We start from the raw sequence: 15,431 nt of genomic DNA, 5'->3' as shown, positions 1-15,431 counted from the left end.
ACCTCGCGGCCAGCCGATTGATTGCATCCTAGGCCCGCGCCGTCGCCGAAGGCGGGAACGCGGCCGGCAACGCGGCCGGGAAGACGGGGCGGCAAACCCGGCCGGAACGGCGCGGGAATATTCGTCCACGCCGGGCGTTATACCGGTCGATAGATGCAAACGCATCTAAATCGGCTATAGTAGAAACAGATCCCGGATCCACCCCGGCCACGGAAAGGCACACCATGCAGATCGGCGTATTCAGCGTCAGCGACATCACTACCGACCCCACCACGGGCCGCACCCCGACTGAGCACGAGCGCATCAAGGCGTCCGTGGCGATCGCCAAGAAGGTCGAAGAGATCGGCATGGATGTCTACGCCATCGGCGAGCACCATAACCGGCCGTTCTTCTCGTCCTCCCCCACCACCACGCTGGCGTACATCGCGGCCCAGACCGAGCGCATCATCCTGTCCACGGCCACGACCCTGATCACCACGAACGACCCCGTGAAGATCGCAGAGGACTTCGCGATGCTCCAGCACCTCGCGGACGGACGCGTGGACCTGGTCCTGGGCCGCGGCAACACCGCCCCCGTCTACCCCTGGTTCGGCAAGAACATCCAGGACGGGATCGAACTCGCGATCGAGAACTACTCCCTGCTGCGCCGCCTCTGGGACGAGGACACCGTCAACTGGTCCGGCAAGCACCGCACCCCGTTGCAGAACTTCACCTCCACCCCCCGCCCGCTCGACGGCGTCGCCCCCTTCGTGTGGCACGGCTCGATCCGCACGCCGCAGATCGCCGAAGTGGCGGCGTACTACGGTGACGGCTTCTTCGCCAACAACATCTTCTGGCCCAAGGAGCACTACCAGCAGCTGATCGGCCTCTACCGCGAACGCTATGAGCACTACGGCCACGGCAAGGCGGACCAGGCGATTGTGGGCCTCGGCGGCCAGTTCTTCATGCGGAAGAACTCCCAGGACGCCGTCAAGGAGTTCCGCCCCTACTTCGACAACGCCCCGGTCTACGGCCACGGCCCCTCGCTGGAGGACTTCACGTCCCAGACCCCGTTGACCGTCGGCAGCCCGCAGGAAGTGATCGAAAAGACCCTGACGTTCAGGGAGTACTTCGGCGACTACCAGCGCCAGCTCTTCCTGATCGACCACGCCGGCCTGCCGCTGAAGACCGTCCTGGAACAGCTGGACCTGTTCGGCGAGGAAGTGCTGCCGGTGCTGCGCAAGGAATATGCCGCGCTCAAGCCGGCACACGTTCCCGAACCGCCGACGCACGCCGGCCGGGTGGCGGCCGCACTGGCAGCGGGCACCGCCGACGCCGCCGCGGCAGAGACCACCGTTCAGGGCTCATGATGCCCGCCAAGACTACCGAATCGCCGGTACGCCTGGCCGCGGAAACCTGGGAGTCCCTGTTCCGGGCCCAGGTGGCGGTGATGCGCAAGCTGCAGGCGGCGCCGGCATTCAAAGCCCTGGCGCTCAATGAGTACGACGTCCTGTTTACGCTCTCCCGCTGCCCCTCCGGGTGGCTGCGCCTGAACGAACTCAACGACAACGTGCTGCTGAGCCAGTCCAGCCTGAGCCGGCTGGTGGAGCGGCTCGGGAAGCGCGGGCTCGTTGAACGGACTCCAGCCCCGGAGGACGGACGCGGGATCCTCATCCGGCTCACCGATGCCGGACGGGACCTGCAGAAGCAGATCGGCCGGGAACACGTGCGCGACATCGCCGCGCTCGTGGGCCCGGCCCTCTCCGCCGCCGAACAGCAGGAGCTGCTGCGGCTGACCGAGAAGCTCCGCGCCGCTGTCTCCGTGCGCTAAGACCGTGCCGTGAGGCCGTGCGCTGCCTAGTGGATCGCGACGAGCTGGGCCGGGTCTTCCTGCGGCAGGTCATCGACGACGGCGGTGACGCTGAGTTCCTTCAGGGACAGGCTGCCGCCCACGGTGGACAGGAAGGCGGTGTCCGAGGAATCGCGTCCTGCCGTGATCCGCAGCATGCTGTCCCGCGGCGCCAGCCCCGTGGGGTCGATGACGTGCCAGGCGCCATTGATGTGCGCCTCGGCCACGGCGTGGAAGTCCATCGGGGTCAGTCCCGGGGCGTAGACGGCGGCCAGCCGGGCCGGGACGTTCTTGGAACGCAGCAGGGCAATGGCGAGGTGAGCAAAGTCCCGGCAGACGCCGCGGCGGTGCAGCAGTGTTTCGACCGCGCCGTCGGTCCCCCGCGAGGATCCGCTGACGTAGCGCAGCTCGTTGAAAACCCAGTCCCGGACGGCGTGGAGTAGCTCCTCGCCCTGGAGCCCGCCGAATTCGGCATAGGCGGTGGGCAACAGCCGGTCTGATTCCGCGTAGCGGCTGGGCCTGACATAGCGGATCAGTTCCATGAGCCCGGGTTCCTCGGGCAGCGCGAAGCCGGTGACGGTGGCCGAATACTCAACCAGGACTTCGGTGGGTTCGGCGAATTCCATGTAGTGGAAGCGGCCGCCGTGATGGTCCGAGAGCTCGGTCAGCGGCACGTCCCCGCCTCCCGCGGTCACCCTGAGCGATTCTTCAATCGAGTCGTAGCCGGCGTTCCGGGCCACCGCCACGGCGAGAGCCACCTTGGTTTCGGCAACGGTCTTGAAGGCCAGGCGGGCGGCTACGGCGCGTTCCATGTATCTCTGTCTCCGGGATGTGGGATTGAGGTGGGTGCAGGGGAAGCCGCCGTCAACGGCCCGGGGATGTGCGGGGCGGGCGGGACTAGTTTTTGATCTTCAGAGACATTAGCATCCGCTGGAGGTTCGCGAATTCGGACCCCTCATTGACGTACTTGGCCGCCTGGTCGAGAGTGTCGAAGGCCTTGGCGGGGGCAACCTTCTGGTCCGGCGCCAACGCTTTGAGCACTGTCAGGTCCCCGAACGAATAGTCCCCCTTGCCGGCCGGGCCACGGACCACGTTCTGCAACGCGCAGCTCCTGCCGCCGGCGCCGCCCACCACGTTGGTGATGCCGTAGGAGCCGAAGTACTTGTAGCCCTGGATCACCCGGAACACCACGTGCGGGTCAATGGTTCCCCCGCCGCCGGCGTGCGGCAGGTCAACCGGCACGCTGCTGACCACGACGTAGTTGCGTGCAGCGTCGTCCGGGCAGGCCGCGGCCGGCTGCGGGGGCAGGCCGGTCTGCAAGGTGGCCAGGTAAGCGCCGCCGGCGTCCTTGACGGTGATCTTCAGGGCCCCGGGCAGCGCACCGGCGTCGGGAGCTACGGACTGGACAATCCAGTCCTGCGGCACCTCAAAACTGACGGACTTGGCCGGGTCGGTAAAGACCTTCCAGGCCGCTGCGCTCGAGCCCGCGCTGGGGGAAGCGCCGGCCGAGGCGGCGGCACCAGTGGTGGCAGACGGCGTCGCACTCTCACTCGCACCGGGACCCGCACTGTCCGCCGCGCTGCTGCCCGCGGTCCAGACCGGCGTCCCCTTGCCGTCGCTGCTGCAGCCCGAAAGGGCTGCCGCCGCGACCGCGAGCACCGCGCCGGTGCGCAGCACAGCGCACCGGATTCCTGCAGCGCCTGCTGAAGAAGCGGTGCCTGCTGAAGAAGGGGCCGTCCCTGTCATGGTGCCAGCGTAGCCGGGACGCCGCATGACTCAGAGCTCCCGCATCAGTGTTTCGTAGAACCGGACCCCCTGCTCCAGTGTCTCCAGCCCGATCTTTTCGTCAACGGCGTGGATCGAGCCGCGGGCCCGGACGTCCATGAAGAAGGGCGCGAAGCGGTACACGGCACCGCAGATCCCGGTGAAACGGCGCGAGTCGGTGCCGCCCATCATGATGTAGGGGGTGATGATCGCCTCGGGGAAGACCTGCCCGATGCAGTTCGCCAGCAGGTCCCACTGGGCCCCCGAGGAAGGCGACACCGGAGACGGGTCGTCTCCCTCCACGACGCGCAGTTCGACTTTCGGGTCGCGGATGATTTTCCGCAGCAGTGCCATGGTGCCCTCGACCGTCTCCCCCACCGCCACCCTGATGTTGGCGTTGGCCTTCGCCGTGGCGGCGAGGACGTTGGCCCCGGAGCTGCCTTCGAGCGTGGTGATGGCGACGGTGGTTCGGGTCATGGCGTTGGTCTCGCTGCCGAGCCGGCCGAAGAGCCAGGTGATCGGCGCCCGGAGCAGTGCCACGTTCGCGAACACGGCCCGCAGCGGTGGCGGGGTGTGCGGGCCGAAGCGGCGCAGCATCTCGGCGGTCACCTCCGGCAGCGACTGCGGGAACGGGCTGCGCTCGATCCGGGTGATGGCGCGGGCCAGCCGCGCTGTCGCCCCCATCCGCGGCGGCGTGGAGGCGTGTCCGCCCGGGTCCCGGGTCAGCAGCTCCACGTCCAGGATTCCCTTTTCGGCCACGCCGACGACGGCGGCCGGCCGGCTCACCCCGGGGAAGGCGCCGCCCGCGACGGCACCGCCCTCGTCCAGCACGAGCCAGGGCACCACGCCGCGGCCGGCCAGCAGGTCCGCGGCGGCCGCCGCGCTGTTGCCGGCCGTCTCCTCGTTGTTGCCGAACGAGAAGTAGAGGTCGTGCGCGGGCGCATACCCCGCCAGCAGCAGGCTCTCGGCCGCTTCCAGGATGGCCACGAGCTGGCCCTTGTCATCGAGCGTCCCGCGGCCCCAGAGGAACGTGCCGTCGTTGTGGCCGGAGAACGGCGGGTGTGTCCACTCCCCCGGGTCGTCTGCCGGGACGACGTCGTAGTGCGCCATCAGCACCGACGCACGGTGCACGGCCGCTGGGTCCTCCGCTGGTGCGGCGCCGGGCCAGCGGTACAGGAGGGCGTGGCCGTTGACCCGCTCCAGTTCCAGGGCAGCATGGACCGCCGGATACAACCGGGGCAGCGCCGCGATGAAGGCCTCGAACTCGGCTGTTTCCACCCCGGCCCCGGCCCGGGAGGACCCCTCGGCCCGGATGGACACGGTCCGGTACGTCACGAGCTCCGCCAGCGACGCCGCCGCGCGCCCGGCGCCCGGCGGGTGACCGGGGCCGCCCGGTGTTCCGCCGGGGCTCTTGAGGGTATTGCCGGCGGCCGCGTTCTGCAGGGGGTTGCGCATGCGCGAAAGTCTACGGCCGGAGGGTCCGCCGGAACGGGCCATTCGGCGCGCGGGTCCGGCCCCGGAATCCGGGGCACAATTTCGGCGCACAAATTTCGGCCCCGCGAAAGCGGATACGCTGGGGGCATGGCCGAACAGAGCATTGACGGAACGCACTTTGGGGATCTGGGCGACGTGGCAGGCATGTCGGCCCTCGATATCGCGGACTGGCGGCTGCGGACCTTTGCCCTCTACGCCACCACGCGAAAGATTGCCGCGGACAGCCCGGCCGAGGCGCATTCCTACTGGCGCCAGGAGCGGGACCGCATGTTCGGCACCCACCCGGCCTCCGCGCTGACGGCCGAGGCCAAGGCCACTTTCGGCGGCCTGAAGACGGCGGACTACGATCCGATCTACCGTTTCCACGTCCCGCTGACCCCCGAGGGCGCCGGGCGGGAGATGAACGTAGAGACCGGGACCGACGGCCTGGTCCGGTTTGTGCGGCTGGGCACCTTCGACCTGCCCGAGATGGGACAGCTCGCGGTCTGGAAGCTCAGGGGCTACGGCGGGGGCATCTTCGTGCCGTTCCGTGACGCCACCGCAGGCCAGCCCGGGGGCAGTTACGGCGCTGGACGCTACCTCCTGGACACCATCAAGGGAGCTTTCCACGGCGTGCGGGGCTCCGGGCCCCAGGCCGAATTCATCCTGGACTTCAATTTCGCCTACAACCCCTCGTGCGCCTACAACGAGGCCTGGGCATGTCCGCTGGCGGGCCCGGCAAACCGGCTGGCCGTGGACATCCCCGTGGGCGAGCTGTACTGAGCGGATGGAGTCCCAGCTCGAACAGCTTGACCCTGCCCCCGCCGTCGTCCTCGGGCCGAAGACCCGCCGGTACCGTGGAGTCCTCCGTTACCCCGTGGTCCGGCAGCTCATCCGGTTCACCGGCGTCGGCATTGTCTGCACCCTGACCTCCCTGGCCCTGTACGCCCTCTCCCGGCCCTGGCTTGGGGCCCAACCGGCCAACGCGGCGGCCCTGATCCTGACGTCGTTCATGAATACCGCCCTCAACCGGCGCCTGACGTTCAAGATCACCGAACGCCGCCGGATGAAGCGCGACCACCTCAACGGCCTGATCGTGATCGTCGTCGCGCTGCTGATCACCGGCGGCAGCCTCGCCGTCCTGCACTGGGTCAACCCGGACGCCACCGTGGCCGAGGAGCTGTGGACCACCACCCTCTCCGGTTTCGCCGCCACCGCCGTGCGGTTCACGATGCTGCGGCACTGGATCTTCCGCCGCGCCCGCCACCGCTGACGTCGCCCGGGGCCCTCACCCCGGGTTGAGCTATCAGTTCAAGCCGCTATGGAGGCCCGATAAAGACATTTAGTGACAGCTCAACCGGTGGAGGGGGTCCCGAGGGAGCGGACGCCGGCGACGGCGTTGCGGACCGCGGCCGCCGCCTCCTGCAACTGCGCTGCCGTCACGGTCGAGTCAAAGCTGAACCGCACCGCCGTCTGGGCGATCTCGGGCTCGATGCCCAGGGCCAGCAGCACCGGCGAGGGCGCATCCGAGCCGGCGGCGCACGCGGAACCGCTGGAGCAGATGATGCCCTGGCGTTCGAGCTCCAGCAGCACGGACTCGCCGCTGGTGCCCGGGAAGCAGAAGGATGCCACCGAGGGCAGCCGCTCGGTGGGGTGGCCGGTGAGCAGTGCGCCGGGAACACCGGCCAGCACGGCGTCAATAAACCCGTCGCGGAGGGCAGCGACGTGCCCGGCCGGTTCCCGCGGCAGCGCCAGTGCCGTCGCCAGCGCCACGGCCCCGGCGACGTTCTCCGTGCCCGACCGGCGGCCCCGTTCCTGCCCGCCGCCGTGGACCAGCGGTTCAAGCCGGACCCGGCCGCGCACAAACAACGCGCCGCTGCCTTTGGGCGCGCCCAGCTTGTGGCCGGAAATGCTCAGCGCGTCCACACCCAGTGCGCCGGTGTCCAGCGGCAGCCAGCCGGCGGCCTGGACGGCGTCGGTGTGGAACGGGACCCCGTGGGCATGGGCCAGCGCCGCGAGCCGGACGATGGGCTGGACCGTGCCGACCTCGTTGTTGGCGTACATGGTGCTGACCAGGGCCGTGCCGGGCTGCAGCACGGCGGCGAGGGCCTCTTCGCTCACCTGCCCGAAGCGGTCCACGGGGATCACGTCGACGGCGAACCCGTGGACCCGTTCAAGGTACCTGGCGGATTCTTCCACCGCGGAATGCTCGACGGCGCTGATCGCCACCCGGTCCAGGCGCGGATCGGCGGCGCGCCGGGCCAGGGCAATGCCCTTGACGGCGAGGTTGTCCGCTTCCGTGCCGCCGGAGGTGAAGACGACTTCCCCGGGACGGCAGCCGAGGGCCCTGGCGGTTGCGGCGCGGGCCCCTGCGAGCGCCGCGGCAGCCGCCTCACCCAGGGAGTGATGGCTGGACGGGTTGCCGAATTCGCCCGTGAGGTACGGCCACATGGCCTCCAGCACCTCGCGGCGGACCGGGGTGGTGGCCGCGGCGTCGAGGAAGATCATGGCGCGCCTCAGCCGGCCGCCGGGCCGGCGCCTGAGTCGACGGCCGGCTCGACGTCAAGCTCAATGTCCAGGCCGAGGTCCAGTGCCGTGACACTGTGCGTCAGGGCGCCGATCGAGATGACGTCCACCCCGGTGGCCGCGATGTCCGCCACGGTGGCGAGGTTGACGTTGCCGCTGGCCTCGACGCGGGCCCGGCCGCCCACCAGCCCGACGCCGGCCGCGAGCTCGGCCAGGGAGAAGTTGTCCAGCATGATGGTGTCCACCCCGGCGGCCAGGACGGGCTCGATCTGCTCCATGGTGTCCACCTCCACTTCGAAGTGTGTTGTGTGGCCGAGCTGGGCCTTGGCGCCGCTGAGCACTGCGGTCAGCTTCGCCGGATCGCCGCCGGTGAGGACGGCCAGGTGGTTGTCCTTGGCCAGGACGGCGTCGGAGAGGCTGAAGCGGTGGTTGGCGCCGCCGCCGCAGCGGACGGCGTAGCGTTCGAGCACCCGCAGCCCCGGCGTGGTCTTGCGGGTATCGGTGATCCGGGCCCGGGTGCCGGCCACGAGCGCCACGAACTCGGCCGTTTTGGTGGCGATGGCGCTCATCCGCTGGACCAGGTTCAGTGCGACGCGTTCGGCCAGCAGCACGGCGCGGGCGTTCCCGGTCACGCGGGCCAGGGCGGTTCCGGCGGCGAAGGCCTCGCCGTCGTGGACCAGCAGTTCGACGACGGCGCCCGGGTCGGTCAGCCGCATCGCCGCGGCGAAGACCTCCCCGCCGCTCAGCACCCCGGGAGCGCGGGCGTTGAGCACCGCGGTGGCCCGCGCCTGCGCCGGGATGAGCGTCTGGGAAGTGACGTCCCCGTACGGGGCGTCCTCCTGCAGCGCCGCGCGGAGGACGGCCAGGACGGCAGCCTCGGGCAGGCTCCCGGCGAGCGCCGCGGTGCGGGAGGGCAGGGTTTCCGGGGCAGCGGTTGCGTGGGCAGTGGTGGTCACGAGGAAATCCTTTGCATGGAATGGGTGAGGGCTGAGGCGTCGTCCGTGTCCGCCCGGTAGTGGGCTCCGACGGACTGCGTGCGGTTCAGGGCAGCCGCCACAAGCAGGCGGGCCGCGAGGAGCAGGTTCCGGTCCTCATGGGCATCCTGGCAGAGCCAGTCACTGTGGCCGGCATCGGGAGCGGTCTCAGAATGGACAACGGCGTCCCAGGCCGCAAGCACGGTCTCCGCCTCCCGCAGTTGCTCCCCGCCGCGCATTACCCCGGCGTCCGCCGTCATCAACCGCCGAAGAGCGTCGCGCGAGAAAACCCCGTACGCGGATACCGACTTCACAAAATCTTCGGACACGCTCGCTAAAGTGTCCTCCCCTGACGTGAAGTCGTGCGACGGCGCTGCGGAAGCGTGCGTCAAGGGGAGGCCGCCCGCGGCCGTGGGCCCACACGATCCGGGTTCCCTGGCCGAGCTTGCGAGGCTAGGGGGATCGTGGGGATCGTGGGGAGCACGCGGAGCAGTGGTGTCGTGCGACGGGTCGGCGCGCAGGAAGTCCTCGACCGCCCGGCGGCCGAACACCAGGCCCTCCAGCAGCGAGTTGCTCGCCAGCCGGTTGGCCCCTTGGGCGCCCGTGCGGGCCACCTCGCCGGCGGCATACAGGCCCGGTACCGACGTGCGGCCCCACAGGTCGGTGCACACGCCACCCATCCAGTAGTGGGCAGCCGGGGACACGGGTACGGTCTCCGTGGTCCAGTCGTACCCTGCGGCGAGGGTGGCCGCCGTGATGGTCGGGAACCGCCGGGCCAGGAAGCCCGCGCCCCGCTCTGCCTCGATGCCGCGGGCGTCCAGGTAGACCGGGCTGTCCGGCGCGGCCCCGGTGGCGGCCAGGTGCAAGGCGATGCTGCGGGAGACGACGTCGCGGGGGGCCAGTTCGGCGTCGGGGTGGTAGTCGGGCATGAAGCGGTATCCCGCGGCATCCAGCAGCACCGCGCCCTCGCCGCGGACCGCTTCGGAGATGAGCAGGGCCGGCGGCCCGCCCGGAATCTCCCCGGCGGCAAGGGTGGTGGGGTGGAACTGGAAGAACTCGAGGTCCCGCACCGCGGCGCCGGCACGCCAGGCCAGGGCCAGGCCGTCGGCGGTGGCGACGGCGGGGTTGCTGGTGCGGGCAAAGAGCCGGCCCGCACCGCCGGTGGTGAGCAGGACGGCGTCGGCGGCCAGCTCCTGGGGCCGTCCGCCAGCCAGGTAGGCCACGCCGGTGACCCGGGCCGGCGTCGGGGGTGCGCTGCCGGGCTGTGACGGAGCTTCCGGGCGGACACCAGGTTCGGTCAGGAGCCCGGTGACGAACGCGCTGGTCTCCACCCGGAGCCGGCCGTGGCCGGCGCGGTCCAGGACGGCGCGTTCGAGGACGGCGGCGACGAGCCCGCGGGCGATGCAGGCGCCCGTCGCGTCCCCGCCGGCGTGCAGGATGCGCGGGGCCGAGTGTGCCGCTTCCAGGCCCAGGGCCGGTCCGCCGTCGGGAGCTGCGTCGAAGTGCACGCCGTAGCGGCCCAGGCCGGCGATGTCCCGGACAGCCTCCGTGCACAGGATCCGGACTGCCTCGGGGTCGTTGAGCCCGGCACCGGCGGCGAGCGTGTCCGCGATGTGCGCTGCCACGGAGTCCCCGGGGGCAGCATCCTCCGGGGCCAGCACGGCCGAGATGCCGCCCTGGGCGTAGAAGGTGTTGCTTTGCTCCAGCGTCCCCTTGCTCAGGAGGACCACTTCGATGTCACGGCCGCCGGTGGCGGCGTCGTCGGTGGCGAGCAGCGCGGCGTAGAGCCCAGCAATCCCGCTGCCGACGATCACGAGCCGCCTGGTCACGGCCGCGCCGCCAGCATGCGTTCCAGGGCCACCCTGGCCGGGGCGGCCACGTCCTCGTCCACGGTGATGCGGTTCAGCACCTCGCCCCGGACGAGCGCTTCCAGGACCCAGGCGAGATAGCCGGGGTGGATGCGGTACATCGTGGAGCAGGGGCAGATCACCGGGTCGAGGCAGAAGATGGTGTGCTGCGGGTATTCCGCGGCGAGCCGGTTCACCATGTTGATCTCGGTGCCGATCGCAAACGTGGTGGGCTCCGTGGCCGCGGCGATGGCCTTCTTGATGAAGTCGGTGGACCCGGCGGAATCGGCGGCATCCACCACCTCCATGGGGCATTCCGGGTGCACGATCACCTGCACGCCGGGGAACTCGGCGCGGGCCTTTTCGATCTGGCCCACGTTGAAGCGCTTGTGGACCGAACAGAAGCCGTGCCAGAGGATTACCCGGGAATCGAGCAGGGCCTGTTCGTCGTTGCCGCCGAGGTCCTTGCGCGGGTTCCACATCGGCATCTGCTCCAGCGGCACCCCCATGGCCTTCGCGGTGTTGCGGCCCAGGTGCTGGTCGGGGAAGAACAGCACGCGCTGGCCGCGTTCGAACGCCCATTCCAGCACGGTCGCGGCGTTCGAGGAGGTGCAGACGATCCCGCCGCGCTCGCCGCAGAAGCCCTTGAGGGCGGCGGAGGAGTTCATGTAGGTGACCGGGATGACAGGGACCCGGCCCTCGGCGTCGGGCTCGGTGCCGAAGACCTCCTCAAGCTGTTCCCAGCACTCGGTGACCGAGTCGATGTCCGCCATGTCGGCCATCGAGCAGCCGGCGGCCAGGTTGGGCAGGATCACGGCCTGGTCGGGGCGGGACAGGATGTCCGCCGTCTCGGCCATGAAGTGCACGCCGCAGAAGACGATGGCCTCAGCGTCGGGCCGGGTCAGGGCGGCGTTGGCGAGCTGGAACGAATCGCCCACGAAGTCGGCGTATTCGATCACTTCGTCGCGCTGGTAGAAGTGCCCCAGCACGACGGCGCGGTCCCCCAGTGCCGCTTTGGCGGCGCGGATCCGGGCGTCGAGTTCGGCGTCGGAAGCGAGCTTGTATTCTTCCGGGAGCTGGCCCTGCCGGGGAGTGGAGGCCGGTGCGACGTCGGTGGAGGAGGCACCCGGCCCGTAGGCGGGCACGCCGGCGAGGGCCTCGGCGAGGTCGTAGTCCCAGGGCCCGCGGGCCAGCGCGGGGCTGCAGGTGGAGGCGGCCGCGCCTTGTGCCAGAGTGGTGGCCTGCTCGCGCGTGATCAGCTGGATTGCCGTGTTGACGCTGCTCATGGTGTGCTCCTGTTGTCTGGGTCGAGGCCTGGGCGGCCGGTGAAGCGGTAGAGGCGGGGCGGGCGGTGCTTGCCGCCCTGCAGATAATGGTCGGTTTCTTCGATTTCCGGCGTGGCCTTGACCTGCCGGCGGAAGTTGGCGGGATCGAGTTCGCGGTCCAGGACGGCCTCGTAGACCTCCCGGACCTGGGCGAGGGTGAAGTACTCGCCCAGCAGGTGGTAGGCGATGGATCCGTAGGCCATCTTGTTGCGCAGCCGCCACAGCGCGTAGTCGACGATCGAGTTGTGGTCGAAGGCCAGCCCGTCCAGCCTGTCGGCGCGGAACCAGCGCACGTTCTCCGATTCGTCGGCCAGCGCGGCCTCCGTGGGCTGGACGAGTGCCCAGTACACGATCGAGACGACGCGCTGGGTGGGCGAGCGGTGCAGCCCGCCAAAGGCGTAGAGCTGTTCGAGGTAGTTCGGGGCCAGCCCGGTGGTCTCGCGCAGGTTCCGCGAGGCGGCGTCCTGGAGTGACTCGGAGTGCGTGAGCGGGCCGCCCGGCAGCGCCCAGAGGCCCTTGAACGGTTCGCGGATCCGGCGCACCAGCGGGATCCACAGCGTGGGCCGCCCGGAGCGTTCGCTGGGACGCAGCGCAAAGATCACCGTGGAGATGGCCAGCGACGGCGGCGCGGTCTGGCGCTCCGAGACGTTGGCTGCTGTGGTGTAAACGGTGATCTACCCGCCCTCTGAGGTCCCGGGCGGGTCCCGCGATGGACTGCCCGGCTGGATCCGGCCCGACCGCCGGATTAGTTATAGTCACATTGACTAGAACTAATGATACGGCCGCGCCGCCCGGGCGCAAAATGTTTCAGGTCACACGGGCCGGACCGGGATGCCGCCGGCGCACGGACCGGGCTTGTCCGCGGGTGCCGGCACCGGTATTAATCGAGGCTATGGACGGAGAAGTCATGGACCCGGAGGGTACGGGCGCAGAGGCAGCGGGCGCAGAGGCGGTCAGGGCCCGATACGCGGGAGCGGCCCAGGCATTCATGGAGCTCGCCGGGCAGGTACCGCACCAGGCGTGGTCGCGGCCGGCACTGGGTGAATGGGATGTCCGGGCGCTGACCGGCCACACGAGCCGCGCCCTGACAACCGTGGAAACCTACCTCGCCACCCCGGCCGCCGGGGCGCGGGTGCCGGGTCCGGTGGAATACTTCCTGGGCGTCCGGGGCGCCACCTCCCCCGCCGCGATTGCGCAGCGGGGCAGGGAAACCGGGGAGGCGCTGGGCGAGGACCCTGCCGCTGCCGTGCGGGAGCTTGTCCAACGCGTCACGGCCCTCGTCAGGAACACGCCCGACGATGCCCTGGTGGCCACCCCGGCCGGAGTAATGACGCTCATCGACTACCTGCCGACCCGGACCTTCGAGCTGGCCGTGCACACCCTGGATCTGGCGCGCGCCCTGGGCCTGCCGCCGCCCGCCGCCTTGGCCCCGGCGGTCGCGGCCTCCCTGGAGCTCGCCGGAGCCATCGGCTCCCGGTTGCCGTCCGCCGGTGATTTGCTGCTCTTGCTCACCGGCCGGACCGGCCTGCCCGAAAACCTGAGTGTCCTCTAGCCCGTGCCGGCGGCCGCGGCTTCCAGCAGCGGCAGGGTGCGGCCCTGGAAGTGCGTATTGAGCACGATCACGGAGGACGAGCGCAGGACCGATCGGGTGGCGATCATGGCATCGAGGACGCGCTGGAGGTCCGAATTGGAGCGGGCGGCTATCCGGGCCATGAGGTCCGAGCTCCCGGAGACGGTATGGATCTCGATCAGCTCGGGGATCCGCGCCAGGGCTTCCACGACGGCGTCGTGCCCGAGGTCCTGGTTGATCGTGAGGGAGCAGAAAGCCACCACGGGGTAGCCAAAGTGCGCCGGATCGGGCTGGGGCACCCATGAGCCAATCACGCCGGCGTCCTGCATCCGGTCCAGGCGCGACTGCACCGTGGCGCGGGCAACCTTGAGCACCCGGGAGGCCTCCAGGACCGAGGCCCGGGGGGAATCCGTGAAAAATCGGACAATCTTTGCATCAAGCGGATCAACGTCCACTGATTCTTCCTTCCCAAGCGGGACCGGGCCGGACAAACAGCCACCAATGCCCCGATTCAGTTAGCAAACTGCCACCATGCTCTCACGGCGGAGGCGCCCCGGCGGCCGGGGGCCGGGCCCAAATCCGGTAAATTCAATAGGTCCCATAAGGACGCAAAGATCCAAACCACACGAAGGTTCGCCATGACGATGAAGTCCACCGCGACGCTACCCACCGCGGTTCCCGCCCCGAGCCTGGGGCACAGCATGAAACCACGCCAGCTGACCATGATGGGACTGGGCAGCGCGATAGGCGCCGGCCTGTTCCTCGGCTCGGGGGCAGGAATCCAGGCGGCGGGACCGGCCGTGCTGATCTCCTACCTCGTCGCCGGAACCCTGATCATCCTGGTGATGTGGGCGCTCGGAGAGATGGCCGCGGCCAATCCCAACAGCGGCGCCTTCTCCGTGTACACGCAAAAGGCCATGGGCAAGACCGCGGGCGCCACCGTCGGCTGGCTCTGGTGGCTGCAGCTCGTGGTGGTCATCGCCGCCGAGGCCCTCGGCGCGGCCGGGCTCCTGTTCACGGTGTGGCCGGTGATCCCCGTCTGGGCACTGTCCCTGATCTTCATGGCCCTGTTCACCGCCATCAACCTGGCGGGCGTAAAGAACTTCGGCGAGTTCGAATTCTGGTTCGCCATCCTCAAAGTGGCTGCGATCGTGATATTCTTGGCCATCGGCGGGGCCCTGCTGCTGGGCTTGCTGCCGGACGTCCCGTCTCCTGGCCTCGGCAACTTCACATCCGGCTTCGCCCCGGCTGGCCTGGGCGGCATCGCAACCGCACTCTTCGTCGTCATCTTCGCCTTCGGCGGCACCGAGATTGTCAGCGTGGCCGCGGCCGAGACGGAAAACCCGGAGCGCAGCGTCGCCCAGGCGATCCGCACCGTCGTCTGGCGGATCCTCGTGTTCTACATCGGCTCGGTATTCGTCATCGCGGCCGTCCTTCCCTCAACCTCCGCGGCCCTGAAGTCCCCCTTCGCCGGCGTCCTCGACGTCGCCCGGATCCCCGGCGCCGGCGCCGCGATCACCCTGGTCGCCGTTATCGCGCTGCTGTCCGCCCTGAACGCCAACCTCTACGGCGCGTCCCGCATGGTCTACTCGCTCTCTGAGCGCGGCGAAGCCCCCAAGTTCCTCTCCAGGCTCAACACGGCCCGGGTCCCGGTCGTGGCGGTGAGCGTCTCCGTGGCCTTCGGCTTCCTGGCCGCCGTCCTGGAACTGCTCTTCCCCGACCAGATCCTGCCGGCGCTGTTCCAGCTGGTCGGTTCCACCTGCCTCGTTGTGTGGGGCTCGGCCCTGGTGTCCCAGCTGATCCTGCGCCGCCGGGCAGACCGCGACGGCACGGCGCTGCCGCTGCGGATGAAGGGCTTCCCCGGGCTGACGATCTTCGGGCTCGTGCTCCTGGCACTGATCTTCGCCGTCGGCTTCAGCAGCCCGGAGAGCAGCAAGCAGCTGGTCAGCACCCTGGTACTGGTGGCCGGCATCGCCGTGGCGTGCTGGACCGGCGCCCGGATCACCCGGAACCGCAACGCCGCCGCCGCCGGCGCCGGCGCCGGCGCCGGCGCAAAAGCCGACCAGGCGGAACAGCCCAGCCGCTAGACAAATTGCCAAGCTCACCGGCGCGCGGGGCGGCATA

Annotated in this window: 15 protein-coding genes; 6 read left to right on the top strand and 9 right to left on the bottom strand. The window is 69.9% G+C overall.

The genetic code is table 11. The features are described 5' to 3' along the window. Positions 1–224: 224 nt before the first annotated feature. Positions 225–1,349 carry an LLM class flavin-dependent oxidoreductase gene (locus AC1DBX_RS05805; protein WP_476857818.1) on the top strand — a complete coding sequence of 375 codons (1,125 nt, stop codon included), beginning with the start codon at positions 225–227 and terminating at the stop codon, positions 1,347–1,349. Continuing rightward, positions 1,349–1,810: a MarR family winged helix-turn-helix transcriptional regulator gene (locus AC1DBX_RS05800; protein ID WP_223916163.1), complete on the top strand. Its 462-nt coding sequence runs from the start codon at positions 1,349–1,351 to the stop codon at positions 1,808–1,810. The genes AC1DBX_RS05805 and AC1DBX_RS05800 overlap by 1 nt, the downstream gene beginning before the upstream one ends. A gap of 26 nt (positions 1,811–1,836) precedes the next feature. On the opposite strand, the gene AC1DBX_RS05795 is transcribed toward AC1DBX_RS05800, so the two are convergent. The 3 genes from AC1DBX_RS05795 to AC1DBX_RS05785 form a co-directional block, all read right to left on the bottom strand. After that, the gene (locus AC1DBX_RS05795) at positions 1,837–2,640 is read right to left on the bottom strand and encodes a transglutaminase-like domain-containing protein (RefSeq protein WP_476931259.1); all 804 of its coding nucleotides are present in this window, start codon (positions 2,638–2,640) and stop codon (positions 1,837–1,839) included. Between the two features lie 85 nt (positions 2,641–2,725). Then, entirely contained in the window at positions 2,726–3,505 is a 780-nt protein-coding gene (locus tag AC1DBX_RS05790; RefSeq protein WP_476873160.1) for a hypothetical protein, read from the bottom strand. 99 nt (positions 3,506–3,604) lie between these two features. Continuing rightward, on the bottom strand, positions 3,605–5,047 hold the full coding sequence (locus AC1DBX_RS05785) for a M20/M25/M40 family metallo-hydrolase (RefSeq protein ID WP_476931258.1): 1,443 nt from the start codon (positions 5,045–5,047) through the stop codon (positions 3,605–3,607). A gap of 126 nt (positions 5,048–5,173) precedes the next feature. Here AC1DBX_RS05785 and AC1DBX_RS05780 point away from each other — a divergent pair, with 126 nt between their 5' ends. Together AC1DBX_RS05780 and AC1DBX_RS05775 are read left to right on the top strand one after the other, a co-directional pair. Further along, a complete protein-coding gene (locus AC1DBX_RS05780; RefSeq protein WP_028277528.1) occupies positions 5,174–5,848 on the top strand; it encodes a DUF1684 domain-containing protein in 675 nt (224 codons plus the stop codon). Between the two features lie 4 nt (positions 5,849–5,852). Continuing rightward, positions 5,853–6,338 (top strand): GtrA family protein, encoded by a 486-nt coding sequence (locus AC1DBX_RS05775; RefSeq protein ID WP_476857822.1) that lies wholly within the window; start codon positions 5,853–5,855, stop codon positions 6,336–6,338. 80 nt (positions 6,339–6,418) lie between these two features. Here the strand turns inward: AC1DBX_RS05775 and AC1DBX_RS05770 are convergent, their stop codons facing one another. The 5 genes from AC1DBX_RS05770 to AC1DBX_RS05750 are packed head-to-tail and all read right to left on the bottom strand — an operon-like array spanning position 6,419 to position 12,411. Then, a complete protein-coding gene (locus AC1DBX_RS05770) occupies positions 6,419–7,573 on the bottom strand; it encodes a cysteine desulfurase family protein (protein ID WP_476931257.1) in 1,155 nt (384 codons plus the stop codon). A gap of 8 nt (positions 7,574–7,581) precedes the next feature. Beyond that, positions 7,582–8,508 (bottom strand): carboxylating nicotinate-nucleotide diphosphorylase, encoded by a 927-nt coding sequence (gene nadC, locus AC1DBX_RS05765; RefSeq protein ID WP_230008790.1) that lies wholly within the window; start codon positions 8,506–8,508, stop codon positions 7,582–7,584. Positions 8,509–8,543: 35 nt separating this feature from the next. After that, positions 8,544–10,394: an L-aspartate oxidase gene (locus AC1DBX_RS05760; RefSeq protein WP_476931256.1), complete on the bottom strand. Its 1,851-nt coding sequence runs from the start codon at positions 10,392–10,394 to the stop codon at positions 8,544–8,546. Then, positions 10,391–11,698: a quinolinate synthase NadA gene (gene nadA, locus AC1DBX_RS05755; RefSeq protein WP_476871094.1), complete on the bottom strand. Its 1,308-nt coding sequence runs from the start codon at positions 11,696–11,698 to the stop codon at positions 10,391–10,393. Before nadA ends, AC1DBX_RS05760 begins: the two co-directional genes overlap by 4 nt. After that, positions 11,695–12,411 carry an NUDIX hydrolase gene (locus AC1DBX_RS05750; protein WP_230012031.1) on the bottom strand — a complete coding sequence of 239 codons (717 nt, stop codon included), beginning with the start codon at positions 12,409–12,411 and terminating at the stop codon, positions 11,695–11,697. The genes nadA and AC1DBX_RS05750 overlap by 4 nt, the downstream gene beginning before the upstream one ends. Positions 12,412–12,629: 218 nt before the next feature. On the opposite strand from AC1DBX_RS05750, the gene AC1DBX_RS05745 reads away from it, so the two are divergent. Next, entirely contained in the window at positions 12,630–13,289 is a 660-nt protein-coding gene (locus AC1DBX_RS05745; RefSeq protein WP_476931255.1) for a maleylpyruvate isomerase N-terminal domain-containing protein, read from the top strand. Here the strand turns inward: AC1DBX_RS05745 and AC1DBX_RS05740 are convergent. Next, positions 13,286–13,762: an Lrp/AsnC family transcriptional regulator gene (locus AC1DBX_RS05740; protein ID WP_028277521.1), complete on the bottom strand. Its 477-nt coding sequence runs from the start codon at positions 13,760–13,762 to the stop codon at positions 13,286–13,288. The two genes, AC1DBX_RS05745 and AC1DBX_RS05740, sit on opposite strands and share 4 nt — an antisense overlap. Before the next feature lie 183 nt (positions 13,763–13,945). Here AC1DBX_RS05740 and AC1DBX_RS05735 point away from each other — a divergent pair, with 183 nt between their 5' ends. Then, positions 13,946–15,394 (top strand): amino acid permease, encoded by a 1,449-nt coding sequence (locus tag AC1DBX_RS05735; RefSeq protein ID WP_476871091.1) that lies wholly within the window; start codon positions 13,946–13,948, stop codon positions 15,392–15,394. Positions 15,395–15,431 lie beyond the last annotated feature (37 nt).

Source organism: Arthrobacter sp. 10N44_2 (genome assembly GCF_056394385.1).
The sequence above is the reverse complement of the archived record's forward strand: the minus strand, read 5'-3'. Positions and strand labels throughout refer to the sequence as shown.